A 17,835-nucleotide genomic window follows, 5' to 3' on the forward strand; every position below is an offset into this window, starting at 1 on the left:
ACGGGCGCTAAGATATGCCGGATGCAGCGCGGATCTCCATCAAGTCTACGACCTCACGAGCGGCGTCGCCGACATCGTGGTTGATTACGCGATAATCGAACTCGCTCTGAGCTGCTAATTCTAGTTTTGCGGTCTCCAGACGGCGAGCTTGTTCCGCCGCGTCTTCGGTGCCGCGGCCGATCAGGCGGCGCACCAGTTCCTCCCAGCTCGGTGGCAGGAGGAAGACGAGGCGGGCTTCCGGCATGGCCCGTCGAACGGCGCGAGCGCCCTGCAGATCGATTTCGAGGAGCACGCTGTTACCTGCAGCGATGGCGTCGTCGACCGGCCCGCGGGGGGTGCCGTAGCGGTAAGCGTTGTGCACTTTGGCCCACTCGAGCAATTCGCCAGCCCTGATCATTCCATCGAACTCGTCATCGGAGACAAAGAAGTAGCTGACTCCCTCAATCTCTCCGGGGCGCGGCGCTCGGGTCGTCGCTGAAACGGAGAGCAACACGTCAGGGTAGTTCTCGCGAATGTAACCGGCAACAGTTCCCTTGCCGACGGCAGTGGGGCCAGCCAGAACGATGAGTTTGGAGTCGATAGCGCTATGCCGCAGGGTTGGCCGTTCAGAGAGAAAATCGCGCAGCCGATCGCGCTGGTGACGGCCGAGCCCGCCGAGGCGTTTGGACGGCGAAATCTCCAACCGGTGAATGATGCGCTGCATCTTGGTCACGCCGATGGCTGGAATACTCACGAGCAGCTCGGTCACTCGCAGCCGGCCCTCCACTCCGATCGGGTCCGCAATCGCTGCGGCGAGCACCTCAAGCGCGGTACGTTCACCGGAGGCGACCTCAGCCTTGACGTGAGCGCGAGCGCGGCGGGCCGCAACAGCGGCGCGCGAGGCAGCCACCCGGTCGACTTCGGGCGGGGTTGGACGATTTTCAGCCACGAACGGCACCTACCTCGGCTACTCGGCGCTCAATGGCTTCTTCGATTCGGTGGGGTCCGGCCGAGAGCACACTGCGCGATTCACTCACGATAACCCCATCGGCGTATCCGCCATATATCGAGATCAGATCCATAATATTCCCCCCTTGATGTCCGAAGCCCGGTGCGAGCACGGGTGTTCGAAATTCGGTCGGCGTCTGGTGCACGTCAATGCCAAAGACGGCCAGGTCGAGAGTGGCTCCCAGCACGACACCGATCGACCCGAGACCGGGCGCTACCCCAGCGGATGCTGCACCCCCGATGGTTCCGCTGGTGCAACCGTTCCGCTCTCCGACCTCATCGAGAATGGCGCGGGCGACACTCGAACCGGCGTGGCTTCCCTCGGCCACGATAGCTTTTTGAATGTCCGCGGCCTCGGGGTTGGACGTCGCCGCGAGCAGGAAGACACCCTTACCGTGTGCAGCCGCGAGACTGAGCGACGAATCAAGCGAACCGACACCCATGTACGCGGCCAGGGTGAGGGCATCCACTTCGAGCGGGGAACCGGGAGAGAGCCAGGCCTCGGCATAGGCCAGCGCGCTCGTGCCGAGGTCGCCGCGTTTGGCGTCGCCGATCACGAGGAGACCGGCGTGCCGGGCGTCGGCGAGCACCCGTTCGAGTGCGACGAAACCGGCCGAACCGAAACGTTCGTAGAAGGCGACCTGCGGTTTGACCAGGCCGACCCGGCCGGCCGCAGCGGCAACAACCGCGCGGCCGAACGATTCGGCGCCGGCGGCCGTGTCGGGTAGGTTCCACTCGCGCAGCAGCCAGGAATGCGGGTCGATGCCCACGCACAGCTGGCCTTGTGTGGCGAACACGCCGGCGAGTCGGTCGCCGAAGGAGACGACCGGCTCAGCCGACACCGTCACAGCAGGGCCGTTCGCGCGGTGGCGTACTCCTGGAGCGAGGTCACCTCGAACCCGTCGCGAATCGAGTCGATCGAGGCGACCGCGGCGCTGAGCTCGGCAATCGTGGTGAACAGGGGCAGGTCACCGGCGACGGCGGCCGCGCGAATCTCATAGCCGTCGGCCCTGGCCGTGCTGCCGCCGGGGGTGTTGATGACGATCTGAATCTCTTCGCGGCGAATAAGTTCGACGATGGAGGTGTCGTCCTCCCCCTTCTTCTCACTGAACTTGGTCACGACTCGGGCACGGATACCGTTTCGCTGCAGTACCTCGGCGGTACCGATGGTCGCTGTGATCTCGTAGCCGAGCTGCTGCAGTCGCAGCATGGGCAGGATGATCGCGCGCTTGTCGCGGTCGGAGACCGACACGAAGACGGTACCGGAGAGCGGGATTCCGCCGTAAGCGGCCAACTGACTCTTGGCGAAGGCCCGCGGAAAGTCGCGGTCGATACCCATGACCTCGCCGGTGGAGCGCATCTCCGGGCCGAGGATCGAGTCGACGACGAGGCCCTCAGGGGTGCGGAACCGGTTGAACGGCAGCACGGCTTCCTTCACGGCGACCGGCGATTCAATCGGCACGCGGGAGCCGTCGATGAGCGGCAGCTTGCCATCAGCTTTCAGCTGCGCGATGGTTGTACCGACCATGATCAGCGCCGCGGCCTTGGCCAGCGTGATGCCGAGCGCTTTCGCGACGAACGGCACCGTGCGCGAGGCTCGCGGGTTGGCCTCGAGCACATAGAGCACACCGGCGCCGATGGCGAATTGCACGTTGAGCAGGCCCTTGACCCCGATGCCGCGGGCAATGCCGAGGGTAGCTTCGCGCACCCGGTCGATCTCGGCGCGGCCGAGGGTGACCGGCGGCAGGGTGCAACTCGAGTCGCCGGAGTGGATCCCGGCCTCTTCGATGTGCTCCATGACGCCGCCAATGTAGAGCTCGTGACCGTCGTAAATGGCGTCGACGTCGATCTCGATCGCGTCGTCGAGAAAACGGTCCACCAGAAGCGGATGCCCCGCGCCAATGATTCCCTGCCCGGCCATGCGGGTGAAGTAGTCAGCGAGCGACGGGGAATCATAAACGATCTCCATGCCGCGGCCGCCGAGCACGTAGCTCGGGCGCACGAGCACGGGATAGCCGATCTCTTCGGCCACCACGACGGCACCGCCGAAGTCGATCGCCGTTCCATTGCGCGGGGCCAGCAGACCGGCGTTATCGAGGATTTTCGAGAACAGACCGCGCTCCTCGGCGAGGTCGATCGCGTCGGGGGTGGTGCCGAGAATGGGAATTCCGGCCGCTTCCAGGCCGCGGGCGAGGCCCAATGCGGTCTGGCCGCCGAGCTGCACGACCACACCCACGAGTTCGCCACTCTGGCTCTCGGCGTAGATGACCTCGAGCACGTCTTCGAGGGTCAGCGGCTCGAAGTAGAGCCGGTCGCTCGTGTCGTAGTCAGTGGAGACCGTCTCCGGGTTGCAGTTGATCATGATGGTCTCGTAGCCGGCTTCGGACAGCGCAAAAGAGGCGTGCACGCAGGAGTAGTCGAATTCGACACCCTGCCCGATGCGGTTCGGACCGGAGCCCAGGATGACGACCTTGCGGCGGTCGCTGGCGACGACCTCGGTCTCGTCATCGTAGCTGGAGTAGTGGTAGGGCGTGAGGGCGGGGAACTCCCCCGCGCAGGTGTCGACGGTTTTAAACACAGGGCGCACGCCGAGAATGTGGCGCACGGTGCGAACATCCGCTTCGCCAAAACCGCGCAACTCGCCAATCTGGGCGTCGGAGAAGCCGTGGTCCTTGGCGAGGATCATGACGTCGCGGTCGAGCCGGTCGGCGGCTTTGACCTGCTCGGCGATCTCGTTGATCAAAACGATCTGATCGAGGAACCATGGGTCGATCTTGGTGGCGGCGAAGACCTGGTCGATGGTCGCGCCACGGCGGAGGGCCTGCTGCACCGTGACGATGCGGCCGTCGGTAGGAATTTCGGCAACGGCGAGCATTTCGTCAACCGTGCGGGTCTCCGTACCCCAGTGAAAGCTTGAGCCGCGCTTCTCGAGCGAGCGCAGCGCCTTCTGCAGGGCGGATGCAAAACTGCGACCGATGGCCATGGCCTCACCGACGGACTTCATGGTCGTGGTCAGGCGCTGGTCGGCCGCCGGGAACTTCTCGAACGCGAAACGCGGCACCTTGACCACGACATAGTCGAGGGTCGGTTCGAAGCTCGCCGGGGTGACACCGGTGATGTCATTGGGGATTTCATCGAGACGGTAGCCGATGGCGAGCTTGGCGGCGATCTTGGCGATTGGAAAGCCGGTTGCCTTGCTGGCCAGGGCTGAGGAACGGGAGACGCGCGGGTTCATCTCGATCACGATGACGCGGCCGTCGGCCGGGTTGATCGCGAACTGGATGTTGCAGCCGCCGGTGTCGACACCGACAGCACGGATGATGTCGATCGAGATGTCGCGCAGGTGCTGGAATTCCCGGTCGGTCAGGGTGAGCGCCGGGGCCACGGTGATCGAGTCGCCGGTGTGCACACCTACCGGGTCGACGTTCTCGATGCTGCAGACCACGACGGTGTTGTCGGCCGTGTCGCGCATCATTTCGAGTTCGTACTCTTTCCAGCCGAGAATGGATTCCTCGAGCAGAACCTCGGTGGTCGGGCTGTGGTGCAGGCCATCGGTGACGATGCGGCGCAATTCCACCTCGGTATAGGCGAAGCCGGAGCCGAGGCCGCCCATGGTGAAAGAGGGACGAACGACCAGCGGGTAGCCGAGGTCGGCGGCGTAGCGGACAGCTTCCTCCACCGTACGGGCGATGAATGAGCGGGCCACGTCGGCGCCGGCGTCCAGTACGAGCTGCTTGAAGATCATGCGGTCTTCGCCCTTGTTGATGGCGTCGAAGCTCGCGCCGATCAGCTCGACGTCATACTTCTGAAGAATTCCGCGCTCGTGCAGCTGGATCGCCGCGTTAAGGGCGGTCTGCCCACCCAGAGTCGGCAGAATCGCATCCGGTCGTTCCTTGGCGATGATCGTCTCGAGAATCTCGGCCGTGATCGGTTCAATGTAGGTCGCGTCGGCAAAGTCGGGATCGGTCATGATGGTGGCCGGGTTGGAGTTGACGAGGATGACGCGCACGCCTTCTTCGCGCAGCACGCGGCAGGCCTGCGTGCCGGAGTAGTCGAACTCGCAGGCCTGGCCGATGACGATCGGGCCGCTGCCGATGACAAGGACACTGTTGATATCGTCGCGCTTGGGCATTATTTGGTTTCTCCTGCTGTGCCGCGCTGCGAAGCCAGCACAACGTCTCTGAATCGATCGAACAAGTGGTTGGCGTCGTGCGGGCCAGAGGCGGCCTCCGGGTGGTATTGCACCGAAAAAGCGTTGATGTCGAGGCAGCGAATGCCTTCGACCACCTGGTCGTTGAGGCTATAGTGGCTCACTTCCACGCGTCCGAAGCCGGCGCGCGAGTCGTGTACGCCTTCGATAGGCATGTCGACGGCGAATCCGTGGTTCTGCGAAGTGATCTCCACCCGTCCGGTGGTCTTGTCGAGCACGGGCTGGTTGATGCCCCGGTGCCCGAACGGCAGCTTATAGGTGCGAAACCCGAGTGCCCGGCCAAGCAACTGGTTGCCGAAGCAGATACCGAAGTAGGGAATGCCCGCACGGAGCACCTCCTGCAGCAGGGTGACGTGGGCGTCGGACGCGGCCGGGTCACCGGGTCCGTTGGAGAAGAACAGGGCAGAGGGCTTCAAGGAGAGAACGTGCTCTGCGGTGACCGACTGCGGCAATACGAGTACCTCGAACCCGCGCTCGGCGAGGTAGGTCAGCGTGCTGGTCTTCACCCCGAGGTCGAGGACGGCGACCGACCCGATGCGTTCGCCCTGGGCGGGAATCGAGAAGGGTTCGACGGTCGAGACCTCGAAGGAGAGGTTGCGGCCGCGCATGGCCGCGCCGGAGAGCACGCGTTCGAGCTGTTCGCTGTCGGACAAGCCGAACAGGTCGCCCGAGAAGATGCCGCTCTTCATCGCGCCCTTCGAGCGGATGTGGCGGGTGATCGCCCGGGTGTCGATGCCGCTGATCCCGACGACGCCGTTTGCTTCGAGGTCGTCGTCGAGGGTGCGGGTGGCACGATGATTTGAGGCGATCCGCGCCGGTTCCCGCACGATGAAGCCGGCCACCCAGATCTGGCGGGACTCCATATCCTCGTCGTTCATTCCGGTGTTGCCGATGTGCGGGGCAGTCATAAGCACGATCTGCCCGGCGTAGGACGGGTCGCTCAGGGTCTCCTGGTAGCCGGTCATGCCGGTAGCGAAGACGATCTCGCCGAGCGTCTGGCCCTCGCTGCCGTAGCGGCGGCCCACGAAGCGGCGGCCGTCTTCCAGAACGAGTACGGCCGGGCCGGGGCGGTCGGTAACCGAGAAGGTGCTACTCCGTTTAGGCGATACACCGGCGGCGGATGCGACGGCGTCGGTCGGTGAGGCATCCGTTGGAACAGCCTGGATTGCTTCTGCCTGGTCTGGAGCGGTCGAGTCGGGCATGTCAGGCCTCGCTTTCATCTTGATGGGCCGTGGCGGCAATGGTTCGAATCGTGTCGACGAGGCGAGCACGATCATTCGGATCGATGATGCGAAAGAAGCTGTCAACGGCGCGGCGGTCGTCGGGCCCGGAAGCGCTACCCGTGGCCAGACGCCAGCTCAGGCGCACCAGGCCATCGGTTTCGACCACCCGGTCGATGGCCACCTGGGCCGCACCAACCGCGTCGATAGCACTGCCGGGAATGAACACCGGCTGGTTACCATCGAGGTCGAGCGTTACGCCGGCCTCGGTCACGGTGACAGCGGCGCGGGCACGAAAGCCCAGCCCGCCAATGGCCAGGCGCTCAAGGGGCGCATCGCGGGGGGTGGTCGCCACATAATAGGTCTCGGCACCGGCCAGTGCGGCTCCGGAATTATCCGGCATCGGATAGCCGGCGGTGAGAGCGGCATCGCGTCGACTGCGCTTTCGCCAACTGCGCCACATAAGAACGAGAACGCCGAGCAGAACAAGCCCTGTGATGATGGCGGGAATGGACCTATCCATGGGTGACTACTCCGCTCGCGTGGCCGGCTATCTCGAGGCTGCTGCGAACCGCGCCGTCGAGCATCGTGGCGTAGCCACGATGGAACGTTGCTCGCACGTCGCCGGGCAGCGTCATCGACAGATACGGCGAGTTCGAGCTCGTACCGGCCAAGTCGGCGCGGCCGAATACTCGGGTCGCTGCCGGATCGTAGAGCGCCAGTTCGGCCGGTGAACCGACCGCGATCGGGTTACCCTGACCGGCAAGGCGCCCGATACGGGCCGGAGTGCGCGACAGAACGCGTTCGATGTCGGCCCAGTCGAGCAGCCCGGTCGCGACAACGGCGGCATGCACGACCGAGAGTGCCGATTCCAGCCCGACCATGCCATTGGCGGCGGCATCCCACTCGCAGTCCTTGCTTTCAACCGGATGCGGTGCGTGGTCGGTTGCGACGATGTCGATCGTGCCGTCGGCGAGTCCGGCGCGCAATGCCTCGACGTCTTCGCGGGCTCGCAGCGGCGGATTCACCTTGAACCGGGCATCATAACCGCGCACGAGGTCTTCGGTCAGCAGCAGGTGGTGCGGCGTGACCTCGGCCGTCACGTTGATGCCGCGAGCCTTGGCCCAGCGGATCACGTCGACTGAGCCGGCCGTGGAGACGTGACAGACGTGCAGGCGGGAGGCGACGTGTTCGGCCAGCAGGACATCGCGGGCGATAATCGATTCTTCGGCGACGGCCGGCCAGCCGATGAGACCGAGCTCACCGGAGAGGGCACCCTCGTTCATTTGAGCTTTTTCGGTGAGGCGTGGTTCCTGAGAGTGCTGCGCGATGACTCCGTCGAAGGCTTTGACGTACTCGAGGGCACGGCGCATAAGGAGCGGGTCCGAGACGCAGAATCCGTCGTCCGAGAACACCCGCACGCGAGCCCTGCTCGATGCCATGGCTCCGAGTTCGGCGAGCTGGTTGCCGGCCAGGCCAACGGTGACGGCACCGATCGGCTGAACGTCAACGTAGCCGGCGCTCTCACCGAGGGCGAGTACCTGCTCGACCACCCCGGCAGTGTCCTGGGCCGGCAGGGTGTTGGCCATAGCGAACACACTCGTGAATCCGCCCCGGGCAGCAGCGCGGCTGCCGCTCAGCACGGTTTCGCTGTGCTCGTAGCCGGGTTCGCGCAGGTGGGCGTGCAGGTCGACCAGTCCGGGCAGTGCGATGAGCCCGTCGGCGTCGAGCACGCGCGCGCCGCTCGCAGACAGGCCGATTCCAAGCTCGGCGATTCGTCCATCAGCGAGACGAATGTCGGTGCGCGTTCCGTTAGGCAGGGTCGCGCCGCGAATGAACCAGCTTTCGTGCCGTTCGTGTTGCTGTAATCCGTCAATCGACATTCTTCGTTTCCTTCCGATCACCGGATAAGAGCAGGTAGAGCGCGGCCATCCGCACGGAGACACCGTTCGTGACCTGTTCGAGTACGGTCGAGTTCGCGGAGTCGGCCGCCGCCGAAGAGATCTCCAGGCCGCGATTCATCGGGCCGGGGTGCATAACAATGCTAGCCGGACCGAGTCGGCCAAATCGCGCGTCGTCAAGTCCCCAGACCCGGGAGTATTCGCGGCTGCTCGGAAAAAACGCTGCGCTCATCCGTTCGGTCTGGATGCGCAGCATCATGACCACGTCGGGGCCGGCATCGATCGCATCATCGAGGTCAAAGCTGAAGCGAGCCGGCCACAGTGCGGTGTTACTCGGCAACAGGGTGGGTGGGGCGACGAACGTGACCTCCGCGCCGAGGGTGGTGAGCAGCCAGAGGTTGGAGCGGGCCACTCGGGAGTGCAATACGTCGCCGACGATGGTGACGCTGACCCCGTCGAGGCCCCGGCTACGGGAAGCCTGGCCGTGGATGCGGCGGCGGATGGTGAAGGCGTCGAGCAGGGCCTGGGTCGGATGCTCGTGGGTGCCGTCACCGGCGTTGATGATGCCGGCGTCGATCCACCCGCTCGCAGCGAGCACGGCGGGGGCGCCGGAGGCTGGGTGGCGAATGACGACGCCGTCCGCACCGATTGCGGCGAGGGTCTGGGCGGTGTCTTTCAAGCTTTCACCCTTCGACACGCTCGATCCCTTGGCGCTGAAGTTGATCACGTCAGCGCTCAGTCGCTTCGCCGCGGCCTCAAAGGAAATGCGGGTGCGGGTGGAATCTTCGAAAAAGAGGTTCACGACGGTCTTGCCGCGCAGGGTCGGGAGCTTTTTGACCTCACGCTCGGCGACATCGGCCATGTCTTCGGCAATGTCGAGCAGACTGATGGCCTCGTCGCGGCCAAGGTCCTTGGTGGAGAGAAGGTGCCTCATCGGTCACTCCCGCCGTCGATCGAGACGAATTCGTCACCGTCGATCTCTTCAAGGTGCACGTTGATGCGCTCGTCGGTCGCTGAGGGCAGGTTTCGACCGACGAAGTCGGCGCGAATCGGCAACTCACGATGGCCGCGATCAACGAGAACGGCCAGACGCACGATGTTCGGGCGGCCGTGGTCGCCGAGCGCGTCGAGAGCGCTGCGGATGGTACGACCCGAATACAGCACGTCGTCGACGAGCACGACAGTAGCATCGTCGATGCTGCCAGGAACTTCAGTGCGAGAGGGGGTGCGGGTACGGCCATGGGCGAGATCGTCACGATAGAGCGTCACGTCGAGCGATCCGACCCGCAGCGCGGTTGCCGTTGGCTCGATCCGTTGAATGATCTCCGCGATGCGGCGGGCGAGTATCACCCCCCGTGTCGGGATGCCGAGAATGACGAGGTTGTCCGGCCCCCGATTGGACTCCAGGATCTCGTGAGAAATTCGAGTCAACGCGCGGGTGATGTCAGCTTGGGTGAGCACGGTGTGCGCCAAATGCCGACCTCCTTCCCCGTCTCACAGGACGGATCATTAAAGGATGTCTGATTAGCTCTACCTTAGCCGGTGGTGCGCCGGGCTCACCACACCACCACCGGTTCACACTCACGAGTAAGAAGGACGGGAGTTAAAAAGCAGCGGCGACGAAGCCAGAGAATTCGGCGATATCGGTGAGGCTGCCGGTGTACGGTGCGCCGTCAACAAGCACGGTCGGGGTGCCTTTCACGGACGCGATCTGAGAACCGTCGATCGGCCCCATCAGTGCCATCGCGGTATTGTGCTGCGACCAGCCCTGGTAATCCCCGGCTTCGGCACAGCCGACGATGCTGACCGCGCCGGGTGCGAGGTCTGCGAGTTCCCGATTACTGAGCCCGGAAGTTGCCTCGAGCGGCTGGTTGGCGAACAACGCTGACAGATAGTCGAGTGTCTGATCCGGGTTCAGCGTGGCCTGGCAGGTCAGCGCCGCGGATGCTCGACTGGAGTAGTTCGTGCCCTGCGAGACTCGGTCGAGAAAGGTGAGCGAGTGCACCCGGAGCGTGGTGACGCCGCTCGAAACGCCCGCGGCCAACAGCTCTCCGTTGGTCTCTTCGAACTGGGCGCAGAACGGGCACATCGGGTCGATGTATTCGTCGACAATGACGGCGCCGGTACCGAATTCGAGATAGCCGCCGTCGAAGTTGGCGGCGCCCAGCTGACCGGTCGGCAGCGGGGCCGTTGATTCCATCGGCGCCGACGATTCCGACGAATCAGCTGGCGCCGAGGACGTCAGGCCTGCATTCAGCGCGATGAAGAACGCTCCAACAGCCGAAGCGAACACGATCAGCAACACCACAAGGATGGCTGTCACAGCAACGCGGACGTACCCGATGATGAGACCGGCCAGCGCAAATCCCCGGCCGAGTTCTCCGCGTGCGCGAATCTGCCCGAGCGCGATGTGCCCCGTGATTATTGCAACGAGACCGATGAAGAACGACGATGCGAACGACAAGATCGCCAGGGTATTGGTCTTCGGTACGGTCACAAAAGGAACGGCCGGCCCCGGCAGCGGCGGCGCATACGGGTTGGGCTGAAGCGGCTCGTCGAGGGAGCCATTCGGTCCGAAGCTATCCATGTTCCTGTCCTTCGGTGACGCCCTGGCGCACCCGGCGCTAGCCAAACCTGCCGGTCGGGTCGTTAGGCAGACGGCGCGGTTTGAGCGATTTTGCCGAGCAGTCCATTGACGAAACCGGCCGAGTCATCCGTTGAGAGAATCTTCGCGGCCTCGACGGCTTCATCGATTGCGACGGCGTGCGGCACAGCGTCGTTGTAGAGGATCTCCCAGATACCGATGCGCAGAATAGCGCGATCGATGTTGGGCATGCGGGCGAGCGACCAGCCCTGCGAGTAGGTCTCGATCAGTTCGTCGATCTCTTCGCGGTGGTCGACGACCCCGTCGACGAGCTCACGAGCGTACAGCCAGGAGACGAGACGAGCGGGTTCACTCGCTGCACGCTCGGCTTCTGTTGCGAGCGACTCCGGAATGGTGATCTGGCGCACATCCGCTGCGTACAGGATATCGATGGCGCGCTTGCGAGCCTTGGTACGTGCGCTCATTCGTTGACGCGGCCGAGGTAGTCGCCGGTGCGGGTGTCGACCTTGACCTTGGTGCCCTGCTCCAGGAACAGCGGAACCTGAATTTGGTAGCCGGTCTCCACGGTGGCGGGCTTGGTGCCGCCGGTGGAGCGGTCGCCCTGCAGGCCCGGCTCCGTGTAGGTGATTTCCAGGGTGACAGATGCCGGCAGCTCCACGTACAGCGGGTTTCCGTTGTGCAGTGCCACGGTCACGGCCTGGTTTTCGAGCATGAAGTTGCTCGCATCGCCCACGACCGCGGCGGAGACGGTGATCTGATCGTAGTCGGCCACGTCCATGAAGACGTAGGCGTCTCCGTCGTTGTAGAGGTACTGAAAGTCGCGACGATCAACGTTTTCGGTCTCGATCTTGGCACCGGCGTTGAACGTGCGGTCAACGGTTTTGCCCGAGACGACGTTCTTCATCTTGGTGCGAACGAAGGCACCACCCTTGCCCGGCTTGACGTGCTGAAACTCGACGACGGCCCAGAGCTGGCCATCCATGTTGAGTACGACGCCGTTTCTGATATCAGCGGTAGAAGCCATGGGAGGGGTGTTCCGTTCAATTGATAAGGTGCGCGGGTGCAAATGGCACCCTGACAAGTCTAGGTGCCGAAGCCTCAGGCGCCAAAGGCACCTTTTCGGCCCTGCGTCACTAAGTGGTGACGAAGTCCAGGGCCAGCCGGTAGGAGTCAAAGCCAAGACCGGCAATGACACCGGTCGCGATGGCGCTCACCACACTCGTGTGGCGGAACGTCTCACGAGCGTGCGGGTTCGAGATGTGCACCTCGATCAGCGGCAGACCCGCCTTGGAGACGAGGGCAGCGGCATCTCTCAACGCGTAGCTGTAGTGCGTGAACGCTGCCGGATTCAAAATGACCGGCATCCGCTCGTCAACGGCTTCGTACAGCCAGTGGATTAGCTCAGCCTCGTCGTCGGTCTGCCGCAGGTCGATCGTGACCCCGTCCCGAGCGGAGGCGACGAGCAGCTCGCGCAGGTCGTCCAGGTTCGCCGACCCGTACACGTCAGGCTCGCGACTACCCAGGCGACCGAGGTTGGGACCGTTCAGAACCAGCACTGTACTCATCCACTCAGCCTAGGCCGTCCCCGTGCGGCTGCCTCGTCGGCGCTGCCCATCAGGGAGCGAGAACGGCTACGCCGTCATCGTGAGCGACGAACAGGCCGGTAATTCGCATGAGCTTGCCGAAGGACTCCGTCAACTCCACGGCCCAGGCCTGGTCTGGGGCAGTGCGGGCAGCTGACCCCGGTCGTTCCAGGGTCACTATGAGGCTGCCTCCCGGAGCGTCACTGGCCAAAATTTCGTTGATCTTCACGGCAAACGGTCGCACCGAACCAGGTTCGGGCCGAAGCGGAATGCCGTCGATGGGAATCAGCAGCGAAAGCTGTTGCCCGTGAGCGTCGAGAACCATGAGCCAGAGCTGGCGGCGGATGGCGTGGCCGATCAGGTCGAAAACCCGTGCCCTGGCCTGCACCACCGTAGTCACGGGCGGAGCGTCGTCGATGTTGATTGTCATCTGCTCAGAATGTACGGATCCAGCGGTCGCGAATGGTTATCCACAGGAATTTTGTGAACCCGCTCCGCTGTGGGTATCTTCCGGCGGGCGTCCGGTCGTCGTCGGCGTCACGGTTCGGTTCGGGCTGTTTGATGCCAGCACACCGCGGTGCGGCAGGGCCCTAGAATGAAGTTCCGACGGCGGCCGCGTCAGCCGCGGCCGACCACTGCTAACGGAGGCAGACGCTGATGGGACACGGCTTGAAAAGTACGTCGTCAATTCCGACCGGCCCAGCGCGTGAGAATCTGCTCGCCCTCGAACGAGCCCACGAATCCGCCGTCACAGACCGCATCTTCCAGTCCGGTGTGCGCCAGCTCGTGCAGGATTCCTGGCAGCGGTCCCTCTCGCTCAGCCTCGACCCCGGGAGCGTTGCACCCGAGCGGACACTGACCGATACCGAACTGCGCAACCTGCGCAACCAGCATCCGCTTGCCGCTGTGTTGCCCGTCGTACACAACCTGCTGATTCGCCACGCCCTCGATGCTGAGTTACTCGTTGCCATCGGCGACGAATCCGGCCGGTTGCTCTGGATCGACGGCGACCGGGTGCTGCGCCGCCAGGTCGAGGAAATGCTGTTCGTCGAGGGGGCCGACTGGTCGGAAAAGCGGGTCGGAACCAGCGCCCCCGGTACCGCCCTGGCTCTGGACCGCGGCATTCAGATTCGGCGGGCCGAACACTTCAACGCCCTCGCGCACCCGTGGAGCTGCACGGCCGTACCCATCCACGACCCAGACACCGGCAAAATCCTCGGCGTGATTGACATCACCGGCGGCGACCAGGCAGCCGCACCGCAAACACTCCCCCTCGTTGAAGCAGCTGTCGCCGCGATGGAGGCCGAGTTGCGCATCCAGCGCCTCGGCCAGCCGAAGTCTTCACCGCCCGCCCACCGATCGCTTATATCACTTCCGACAAGCGTGCCGCGCCTCGCGCCGGCCGGTCTGAGTGTGCTCGGCACCGATCACGGCCAGCTGTATTGCGGCGGCAACACCGTGGATGTCTCGCCCCGCCACACCGAGATTCTTACGCTTCTGGCCTGGCACCGCGAAGGACTTTCCGCCGATCGTCTGGCCAGCTATCTTTTTGATCTGGACCCAGCGGTGGAAACGCTGCGCGCCGAAATGGTTCGGGTACGCAAGGTCCTCGCCCTCCTCGACCCTCCGATCACGATCACCTCCCGCCCGTATCGGCTGGAATCGCGGCTCGAACTCGACGCCCAACAAGTGCTGGCTTTTCTGGAACGCGGCGCCCACCGGGTGGCTCTCGGCGCCTACCGCGGCGCTGTACTCCCGGGATCGTCAGCTCCCGGGATCATTGAAATTCGTTCAGAAGTGAGCAGCCGACTGCGCGAGGCGATGCTCGCGGATGCGTCGGTCGACCTGCTGCTCACCTACGCGCGTACCGAAGAAGCCACCTGGGATACCGAAGTCTGGCGGGCCTGCCTCGAGCTGCTTCCGGCCCGATCGCCCAAACGTGCAACGGTCGTGGCGCATCTGGCCCGCATCGAAGTCGAAATCGGTGGCCATCGCAACATTTCGCAACGTTCCCGCTTCTAGAATCGGATCAGGCCGCAGGTTTGCGTGCCCGACACCGTCGTCGAAATAGGAGTGACATGACCGTTTATTCAGTCCCAGGAACACCCGGCTCCAAAGTTACCTTCAAGTCCCGGTACGAGAACTGGATCGGCGGGGAATGGGTCGCCCCCGTCAAGGGCCAGTACTTCGAAGACATCACCCCCGTCACCGGCAAGCCGTTCGCCGAAGTTGCTCGCGGCACCGCCGAAGACATCGATCTGGCGCTCGACGCCGCCCACAAGGCCGCTCCCGCCTGGGGTAAGACCAGCCCGGCCGAGCGCGCATCCGTGCTGAACAAGATCGCCGACCTCATCGACGCCAATGTCGAGATGCTCGCCGTCGCCGAAACCTGGGACAACGGCAAGGCGGTGCGCGAAACCATCAACGCTGACATTCCCCTCGCCGCCGACCACTTTCGCTACTTCGCGTCGGCGATCCGAGCCCAGGACGGCGACCACGCTCAGCTCGACGGCGACACGGTCTCGTACCAGTTCCACGAGCCGCTCGGCGTCGTCGGCCAGATCATTCCGTGGAACTTCCCCATTTTGATGGCCGTCTGGAAGCTTGCCCCCGCACTCGCCGCCGGCAATGCGATCGTTCTCAAGCCGGCCGAGCAGACCCCGGTCTCGATTCTCGTACTGATGGAGCTCATCGGCGACATTCTCCCCCCTGGAGTGGTAAACGTGGTCAACGGTTTTGGCCTCGAGGCCGGCAAGCCGCTCGCTTCAAGCAACCGCATCCGCAAGATCGCCTTCACCGGGGAGACCACAACCGGACGCCTGATTCTGCAGTACGCCTCGGCCAATATCATCCCGTCGACCGTCGAGCTCGGCGGCAAGAGCCCGAACATCTTCTTCAGCGACGTTGCAGAAGAGAAGGACGCCTTCTACGACAAGGCCCAGGAAGGCTTCGTGCTGTTCGCCTTCAACCAGGGTGAGGTCTGCACGGCTCCGAGCCGGGCGCTCCTGCAGAAGCCGATCTACGACAGCTTCCTCGGCGATGCGGTCACCCGGGCCAGGAAGATCATCCAAGGCAACCCGCTCGACACGGACACCCAGATGGGCGCACAGGCCAGCAACGACCAGCTCGAGAAGATCCTGTCGTACATCGACATCGGCACCAAGGAGGGCGCAAAGCTGGCGCTCGGCGGCGAACGTGCCGATCTTGGCGGTGACCTCACCGACGGCTACTACGTGCAGCCAACCATTTTCGAAGGCCACAACAAGATGCGCCTGTTTCAGGAAGAGATCTTCGGACCGGTCCTGGCCGTGACGAGTTTCACCGATTACGACGATGCCATCTCCATCGCCAACGACACCATCTACGGCCTCGGGGCGGGTGTCTGGTCGCGCAACGGCAACGTCGCCTACCGGGCGGGCCGCGATATCCAGGCCGGCCGGGTCTGGGTGAACAATTACCATGCCTACCCGGCTGGGGCGGCATTCGGCGGTTACAAGAGCTCCGGCATCGGCCGCGAGAACAACAAGCTCGCACTCGGTCACTACCAGCAGACCAAGAATCTGTTGGTTTCCTATTCCGAGAACAAGCTCGGCTTCTTCTAAACCGATCAATCTGGCCCGCGGCGTAGTTCCATCCAGTGGGAGTTGGCTGTAGGGCTGGTCCGGGGGCTGCCGACGACGTAACGTCGTAGGCAGCCCCTTTTTATCAACGCCCGTTTATTGGAGGTCAGTCAATGTCGACACCCACCATCACCGCCTCGGTCACGATCGCTGGCGAAACCGTTCCCCGCGTCGAACTCACCCCGGTCGCGGTCGATCTGCTCCGGAGCCTGTGGGAGGAGCACGGCCCCCTCATGTTCCACCAGTCCGGCGGATGCTGCGATGGCAGTTCACCGATGCTGTTCATGGCGGGCGAGTTCATCACTTCTGATCAGGACGTTCGCCTCGGCCAGTTCGATATCGCTCCGGCCAATGAGCCCAGCCAGCCCCTCGATTTCTGGATGTCGGCTGAACAGTTCAACTACTGGAGCCATACCTTTCTCACCGTCGACGTCGTACCCGGTCGGGGCAGCGGCTTCAGCGCCGAAGCCCCTCGCGGTGTGCGCTTTCTCATCCGCTCCGAGCTCATGACCACGATGACCCCGTTTGCCGGCTCGGCCGAAACCGACACGGTACAAGAGGATGCCGTAGCCACCCCCTCGAAGGCTGTTCCAGCCTGAGGGCTACTGGCCGATGGCTTGGTATGCGCTGAACAACAGGGAGGCGTCCGGGCCTTCGAGGATGGTGGGCTTGCCCACATCGTCGAGCACGACGAAGCGCAGCATGCCGCTGCGTGTCTTCTTATCGCGCTGCATCGTGGCGAGCAGGGTAGGCCAGCGGCCGACCGGATAGCCGGTGGGCAGGGTCAGCGACTCGAGAATGCTGCGGTGCCGATCGACGACCTCCATCGGGAGCCGGCCACTCAGGGCAGCGAGCTCGGCCGCGAACATCATGCCGACGGCAACGGCCGCGCCATGACGCCAGCCGTACCGTTCGGCGTGCTCAACGGCGTGGCCAAGGGTGTGGCCGTAGTTGAGGATCTCCCGGAGGCCGACTTCCTTGAAGTCTTCCCCCACGATGCGGGCTTTCATCGCGATGGACAGTTCGATCAGCCGGCGAAACTCGGGGGTGGTCGGGTCGGTGGCGCGGTCGACATCCGCTTCGATGATGTCGAGAATTTCGGGAACCTGAATGAAGCCGGCCTTCACGATTTCAGCGAACCCGGCCAGGATTTCATTCTTCGGCAGCTCAGCGAGCAGGTCCAGGTCGCAGAGCACCGCGGCGGGCGCGTAGAAGGTGCCGACGAGATTCTTGCCCTCGGCGGTGTTGATCCCGTTCTTGCCGCCGACGGCGGCATCGACCATGCCGAGCACACTCGTGGGAATCTGAACGAGCTTCACACCGCGCAGCCAGGTGGCGGCGACGAAGCCAGCGAGGTCGGTGACTGCGCCGCCGCCAAGTCCGATCACGGCGTCGGTGCGGCTGAAATCGGATTGACCCATCACGCCCCAGCAGAACGCTGCGACCTCGACGCGTTTGGCGGCCTCGGCGTCGGGAATCTCAGCGAGCAATACTTCAGAATAGGTTTCGAGCAGGTTGTCCCGCAGTGCAACGGCGCGGGCGCCGACGGTGGAGGTGTGCACGATGAGTACTTTGTTGACGCCGCTGCCCAGCTGCTCGGCGACGGTAGTGACCAGGCCACGCCCCACTTGCACCGGATAGCTATCAATCCCGGTCACGGTGATTACGGTGGTTGCGGGCTGCTCGGTCATCTCGGTCATTCTGAAAAT

16 protein-coding genes and 1 pseudogene are annotated in these 17,835 nt (G+C 64.0%); 3 read left to right on the forward strand and 14 right to left on the reverse strand.

Annotation, left to right across the window (positions count from 1 at the left end; all coding sequences use genetic code 11):
- Nucleotides 1-7: 7 nt before the first annotated feature.
- The 13 genes from gmk to CXY70_RS13125 all read right to left on the reverse strand — a co-directional run bounded on the left by gmk (nucleotide 8) and on the right by CXY70_RS13125 (nucleotide 12,936).
- Nucleotides 8-928, reverse strand: coding sequence for a guanylate kinase (gmk, locus tag CXY70_RS13065; RefSeq protein WP_104192866.1), 921 nt, complete (start codon nucleotides 926-928; stop codon nucleotides 8-10).
- Nucleotides 921-1,835, reverse strand: a complete 915-nt coding sequence (gene pyrF / locus CXY70_RS13070) for an orotidine-5'-phosphate decarboxylase (protein WP_104192780.1) — start codon at nucleotides 1,833-1,835, stop codon at nucleotides 921-923. Before pyrF ends, gmk begins: the two co-directional genes overlap by 8 nt.
- A complete protein-coding gene (gene carB, locus CXY70_RS13075; RefSeq protein ID WP_104192781.1) occupies nucleotides 1,832-5,119 on the reverse strand; it encodes a carbamoyl-phosphate synthase large subunit in 3,288 nt (1,095 codons plus the stop codon). Before carB ends, pyrF begins: the two co-directional genes overlap by 4 nt.
- The gene (carA, locus tag CXY70_RS13080; RefSeq protein ID WP_104192782.1) at nucleotides 5,119-6,399 is read right to left on the reverse strand and encodes a glutamine-hydrolyzing carbamoyl-phosphate synthase small subunit; all 1,281 of its coding nucleotides are present in this window, start codon (nucleotides 6,397-6,399) and stop codon (nucleotides 5,119-5,121) included. The genes carB and carA overlap by 1 nt, the downstream gene beginning before the upstream one ends.
- 1 nt (nucleotide 6,400) lies before the next feature.
- Nucleotides 6,401-6,940: a hypothetical protein gene (locus CXY70_RS13085; RefSeq protein WP_104192783.1), complete on the reverse strand. Its 540-nt coding sequence runs from the start codon at nucleotides 6,938-6,940 to the stop codon at nucleotides 6,401-6,403.
- Nucleotides 6,933-8,300: a dihydroorotase gene (locus CXY70_RS13090; RefSeq protein WP_104192784.1), complete on the reverse strand. Its 1,368-nt coding sequence runs from the start codon at nucleotides 8,298-8,300 to the stop codon at nucleotides 6,933-6,935. The genes CXY70_RS13085 and CXY70_RS13090 overlap by 8 nt, the downstream gene beginning before the upstream one ends.
- Nucleotides 8,290-9,252 (reverse strand): aspartate carbamoyltransferase catalytic subunit, encoded by a 963-nt coding sequence (locus CXY70_RS13095; protein WP_104192785.1) that lies wholly within the window; start codon nucleotides 9,250-9,252, stop codon nucleotides 8,290-8,292. Before CXY70_RS13095 ends, CXY70_RS13090 begins: the two co-directional genes overlap by 11 nt.
- The gene (gene pyrR, locus CXY70_RS13100) at nucleotides 9,249-9,791 is read right to left on the reverse strand and encodes a bifunctional pyr operon transcriptional regulator/uracil phosphoribosyltransferase PyrR (RefSeq protein WP_104192786.1); all 543 of its coding nucleotides are present in this window, start codon (nucleotides 9,789-9,791) and stop codon (nucleotides 9,249-9,251) included. The genes CXY70_RS13095 and pyrR overlap by 4 nt, the downstream gene beginning before the upstream one ends.
- Before the next feature lie 130 nt (nucleotides 9,792-9,921).
- Complete coding sequence (locus CXY70_RS13105; RefSeq protein WP_104192787.1) at nucleotides 9,922-10,905, reverse strand: DUF4190 domain-containing protein; 984 nt, start codon at nucleotides 10,903-10,905, stop codon at nucleotides 9,922-9,924.
- Between the two features lie 62 nt (nucleotides 10,906-10,967).
- Nucleotides 10,968-11,387 (reverse strand): transcription antitermination factor NusB, encoded by a 420-nt coding sequence (gene nusB / locus CXY70_RS13110; protein ID WP_104192788.1) that lies wholly within the window; start codon nucleotides 11,385-11,387, stop codon nucleotides 10,968-10,970.
- Nucleotides 11,384-11,947, reverse strand: a complete 564-nt coding sequence (gene efp, locus CXY70_RS13115; RefSeq protein WP_092107753.1) for an elongation factor P — start codon at nucleotides 11,945-11,947, stop codon at nucleotides 11,384-11,386. The genes nusB and efp overlap by 4 nt, the downstream gene beginning before the upstream one ends.
- Before the next feature lie 109 nt (nucleotides 11,948-12,056).
- Nucleotides 12,057-12,488: a type II 3-dehydroquinate dehydratase gene (locus tag CXY70_RS13120; RefSeq protein ID WP_104192789.1), complete on the reverse strand. Its 432-nt coding sequence runs from the start codon at nucleotides 12,486-12,488 to the stop codon at nucleotides 12,057-12,059.
- Nucleotides 12,489-12,537: 49 nt separating this feature from the next.
- Complete coding sequence (locus tag CXY70_RS13125) at nucleotides 12,538-12,936, reverse strand: hypothetical protein (protein ID WP_104192790.1); 399 nt, start codon at nucleotides 12,934-12,936, stop codon at nucleotides 12,538-12,540.
- A gap of 227 nt (nucleotides 12,937-13,163) precedes the next feature.
- On the opposite strand from CXY70_RS13125, the gene CXY70_RS13130 reads away from it, so the two are divergent.
- The 3 genes and pseudogenes from CXY70_RS13130 to CXY70_RS13140 all read left to right on the forward strand — a co-directional run.
- Nucleotides 13,164-14,528: a helix-turn-helix domain-containing protein gene (locus tag CXY70_RS13130; protein ID WP_104192791.1), complete on the forward strand. Its 1,365-nt coding sequence runs from the start codon at nucleotides 13,164-13,166 to the stop codon at nucleotides 14,526-14,528.
- 56 nt (nucleotides 14,529-14,584) lie between these two features.
- Complete coding sequence (locus CXY70_RS13135) at nucleotides 14,585-16,108, forward strand: aldehyde dehydrogenase family protein (protein ID WP_104192792.1); 1,524 nt, start codon at nucleotides 14,585-14,587, stop codon at nucleotides 16,106-16,108.
- Nucleotides 16,109-16,239: 131 nt separating this feature from the next.
- Nucleotides 16,240-16,635, forward strand: a pseudogene (locus tag CXY70_RS13140) (DUF779 domain-containing protein); the annotation flags it as partial.
- Between the two features lie 93 nt (nucleotides 16,636-16,728).
- On the opposite strand, the gene aroB reads toward CXY70_RS13140, so the two are convergent.
- Nucleotides 16,729-17,817 (reverse strand): 3-dehydroquinate synthase, encoded by a 1,089-nt coding sequence (aroB, locus tag CXY70_RS13145; protein WP_104192867.1) that lies wholly within the window; start codon nucleotides 17,815-17,817, stop codon nucleotides 16,729-16,731.
- Nucleotides 17,818-17,835 lie beyond the last annotated feature (18 nt).

The sequence above is a fragment of the Cryobacterium sp. Y82 genome, assembly GCF_002929495.1.
Lineage (GTDB): Bacteria > Actinomycetota > Actinomycetes > Actinomycetales > Microbacteriaceae > Cryobacterium > Cryobacterium serini.

What these genes read in the sequence shown, in the direction of transcription:
- carB (WP_104192781.1), bottom strand. Translation starts at nt 5,119, where the DNA reads ATGCCCAAGCGCGACGATATCAACAGTGTCCTTGTCATCGGCAGCGGC.
- carA (WP_104192782.1), bottom strand. Translation starts at nt 6,399, where the DNA reads ATGCCCGACTCGACCGCTCCAGACCAGGCAGAAGCAATCCAGGCTGTT.
- CXY70_RS13085 (WP_104192783.1), bottom strand. Translation starts at nt 6,940, where the DNA reads ATGGATAGGTCCATTCCCGCCATCATCACAGGGCTTGTTCTGCTCGGC.
- CXY70_RS13090 (WP_104192784.1), bottom strand. Translation starts at nt 8,300, where the DNA reads ATGTCGATTGACGGATTACAGCAACACGAACGGCACGAAAGCTGGTTC.
- CXY70_RS13095 (WP_104192785.1), bottom strand. Translation starts at nt 9,252, where the DNA reads ATGAGGCACCTTCTCTCCACCAAGGACCTTGGCCGCGACGAGGCCATC.
- CXY70_RS13105 (WP_104192787.1), bottom strand. Translation starts at nt 10,905, where the DNA reads ATGGATAGCTTCGGACCGAATGGCTCCCTCGACGAGCCGCTTCAGCCC.
- nusB (WP_104192788.1), bottom strand. Translation starts at nt 11,387, where the DNA reads ATGAGCGCACGTACCAAGGCTCGCAAGCGCGCCATCGATATCCTGTAC.
- efp (WP_092107753.1), bottom strand. Translation starts at nt 11,947, where the DNA reads ATGGCTTCTACCGCTGATATCAGAAACGGCGTCGTACTCAACATGGAT.
- CXY70_RS13120 (WP_104192789.1), bottom strand. Translation starts at nt 12,488, where the DNA reads ATGAGTACAGTGCTGGTTCTGAACGGTCCCAACCTCGGTCGCCTGGGT.
- CXY70_RS13125 (WP_104192790.1), bottom strand. Translation starts at nt 12,936, where the DNA reads ATGACAATCAACATCGACGACGCTCCGCCCGTGACTACGGTGGTGCAG.
- CXY70_RS13130 (WP_104192791.1), top strand. Translation starts at nt 13,164, where the DNA reads ATGGGACACGGCTTGAAAAGTACGTCGTCAATTCCGACCGGCCCAGCG.
- CXY70_RS13135 (WP_104192792.1), top strand. Translation starts at nt 14,585, where the DNA reads ATGACCGTTTATTCAGTCCCAGGAACACCCGGCTCCAAAGTTACCTTC.
- aroB (WP_104192867.1), bottom strand. Translation starts at nt 17,817, where the DNA reads ATGACCGAGCAGCCCGCAACCACCGTAATCACCGTGACCGGGATTGAT.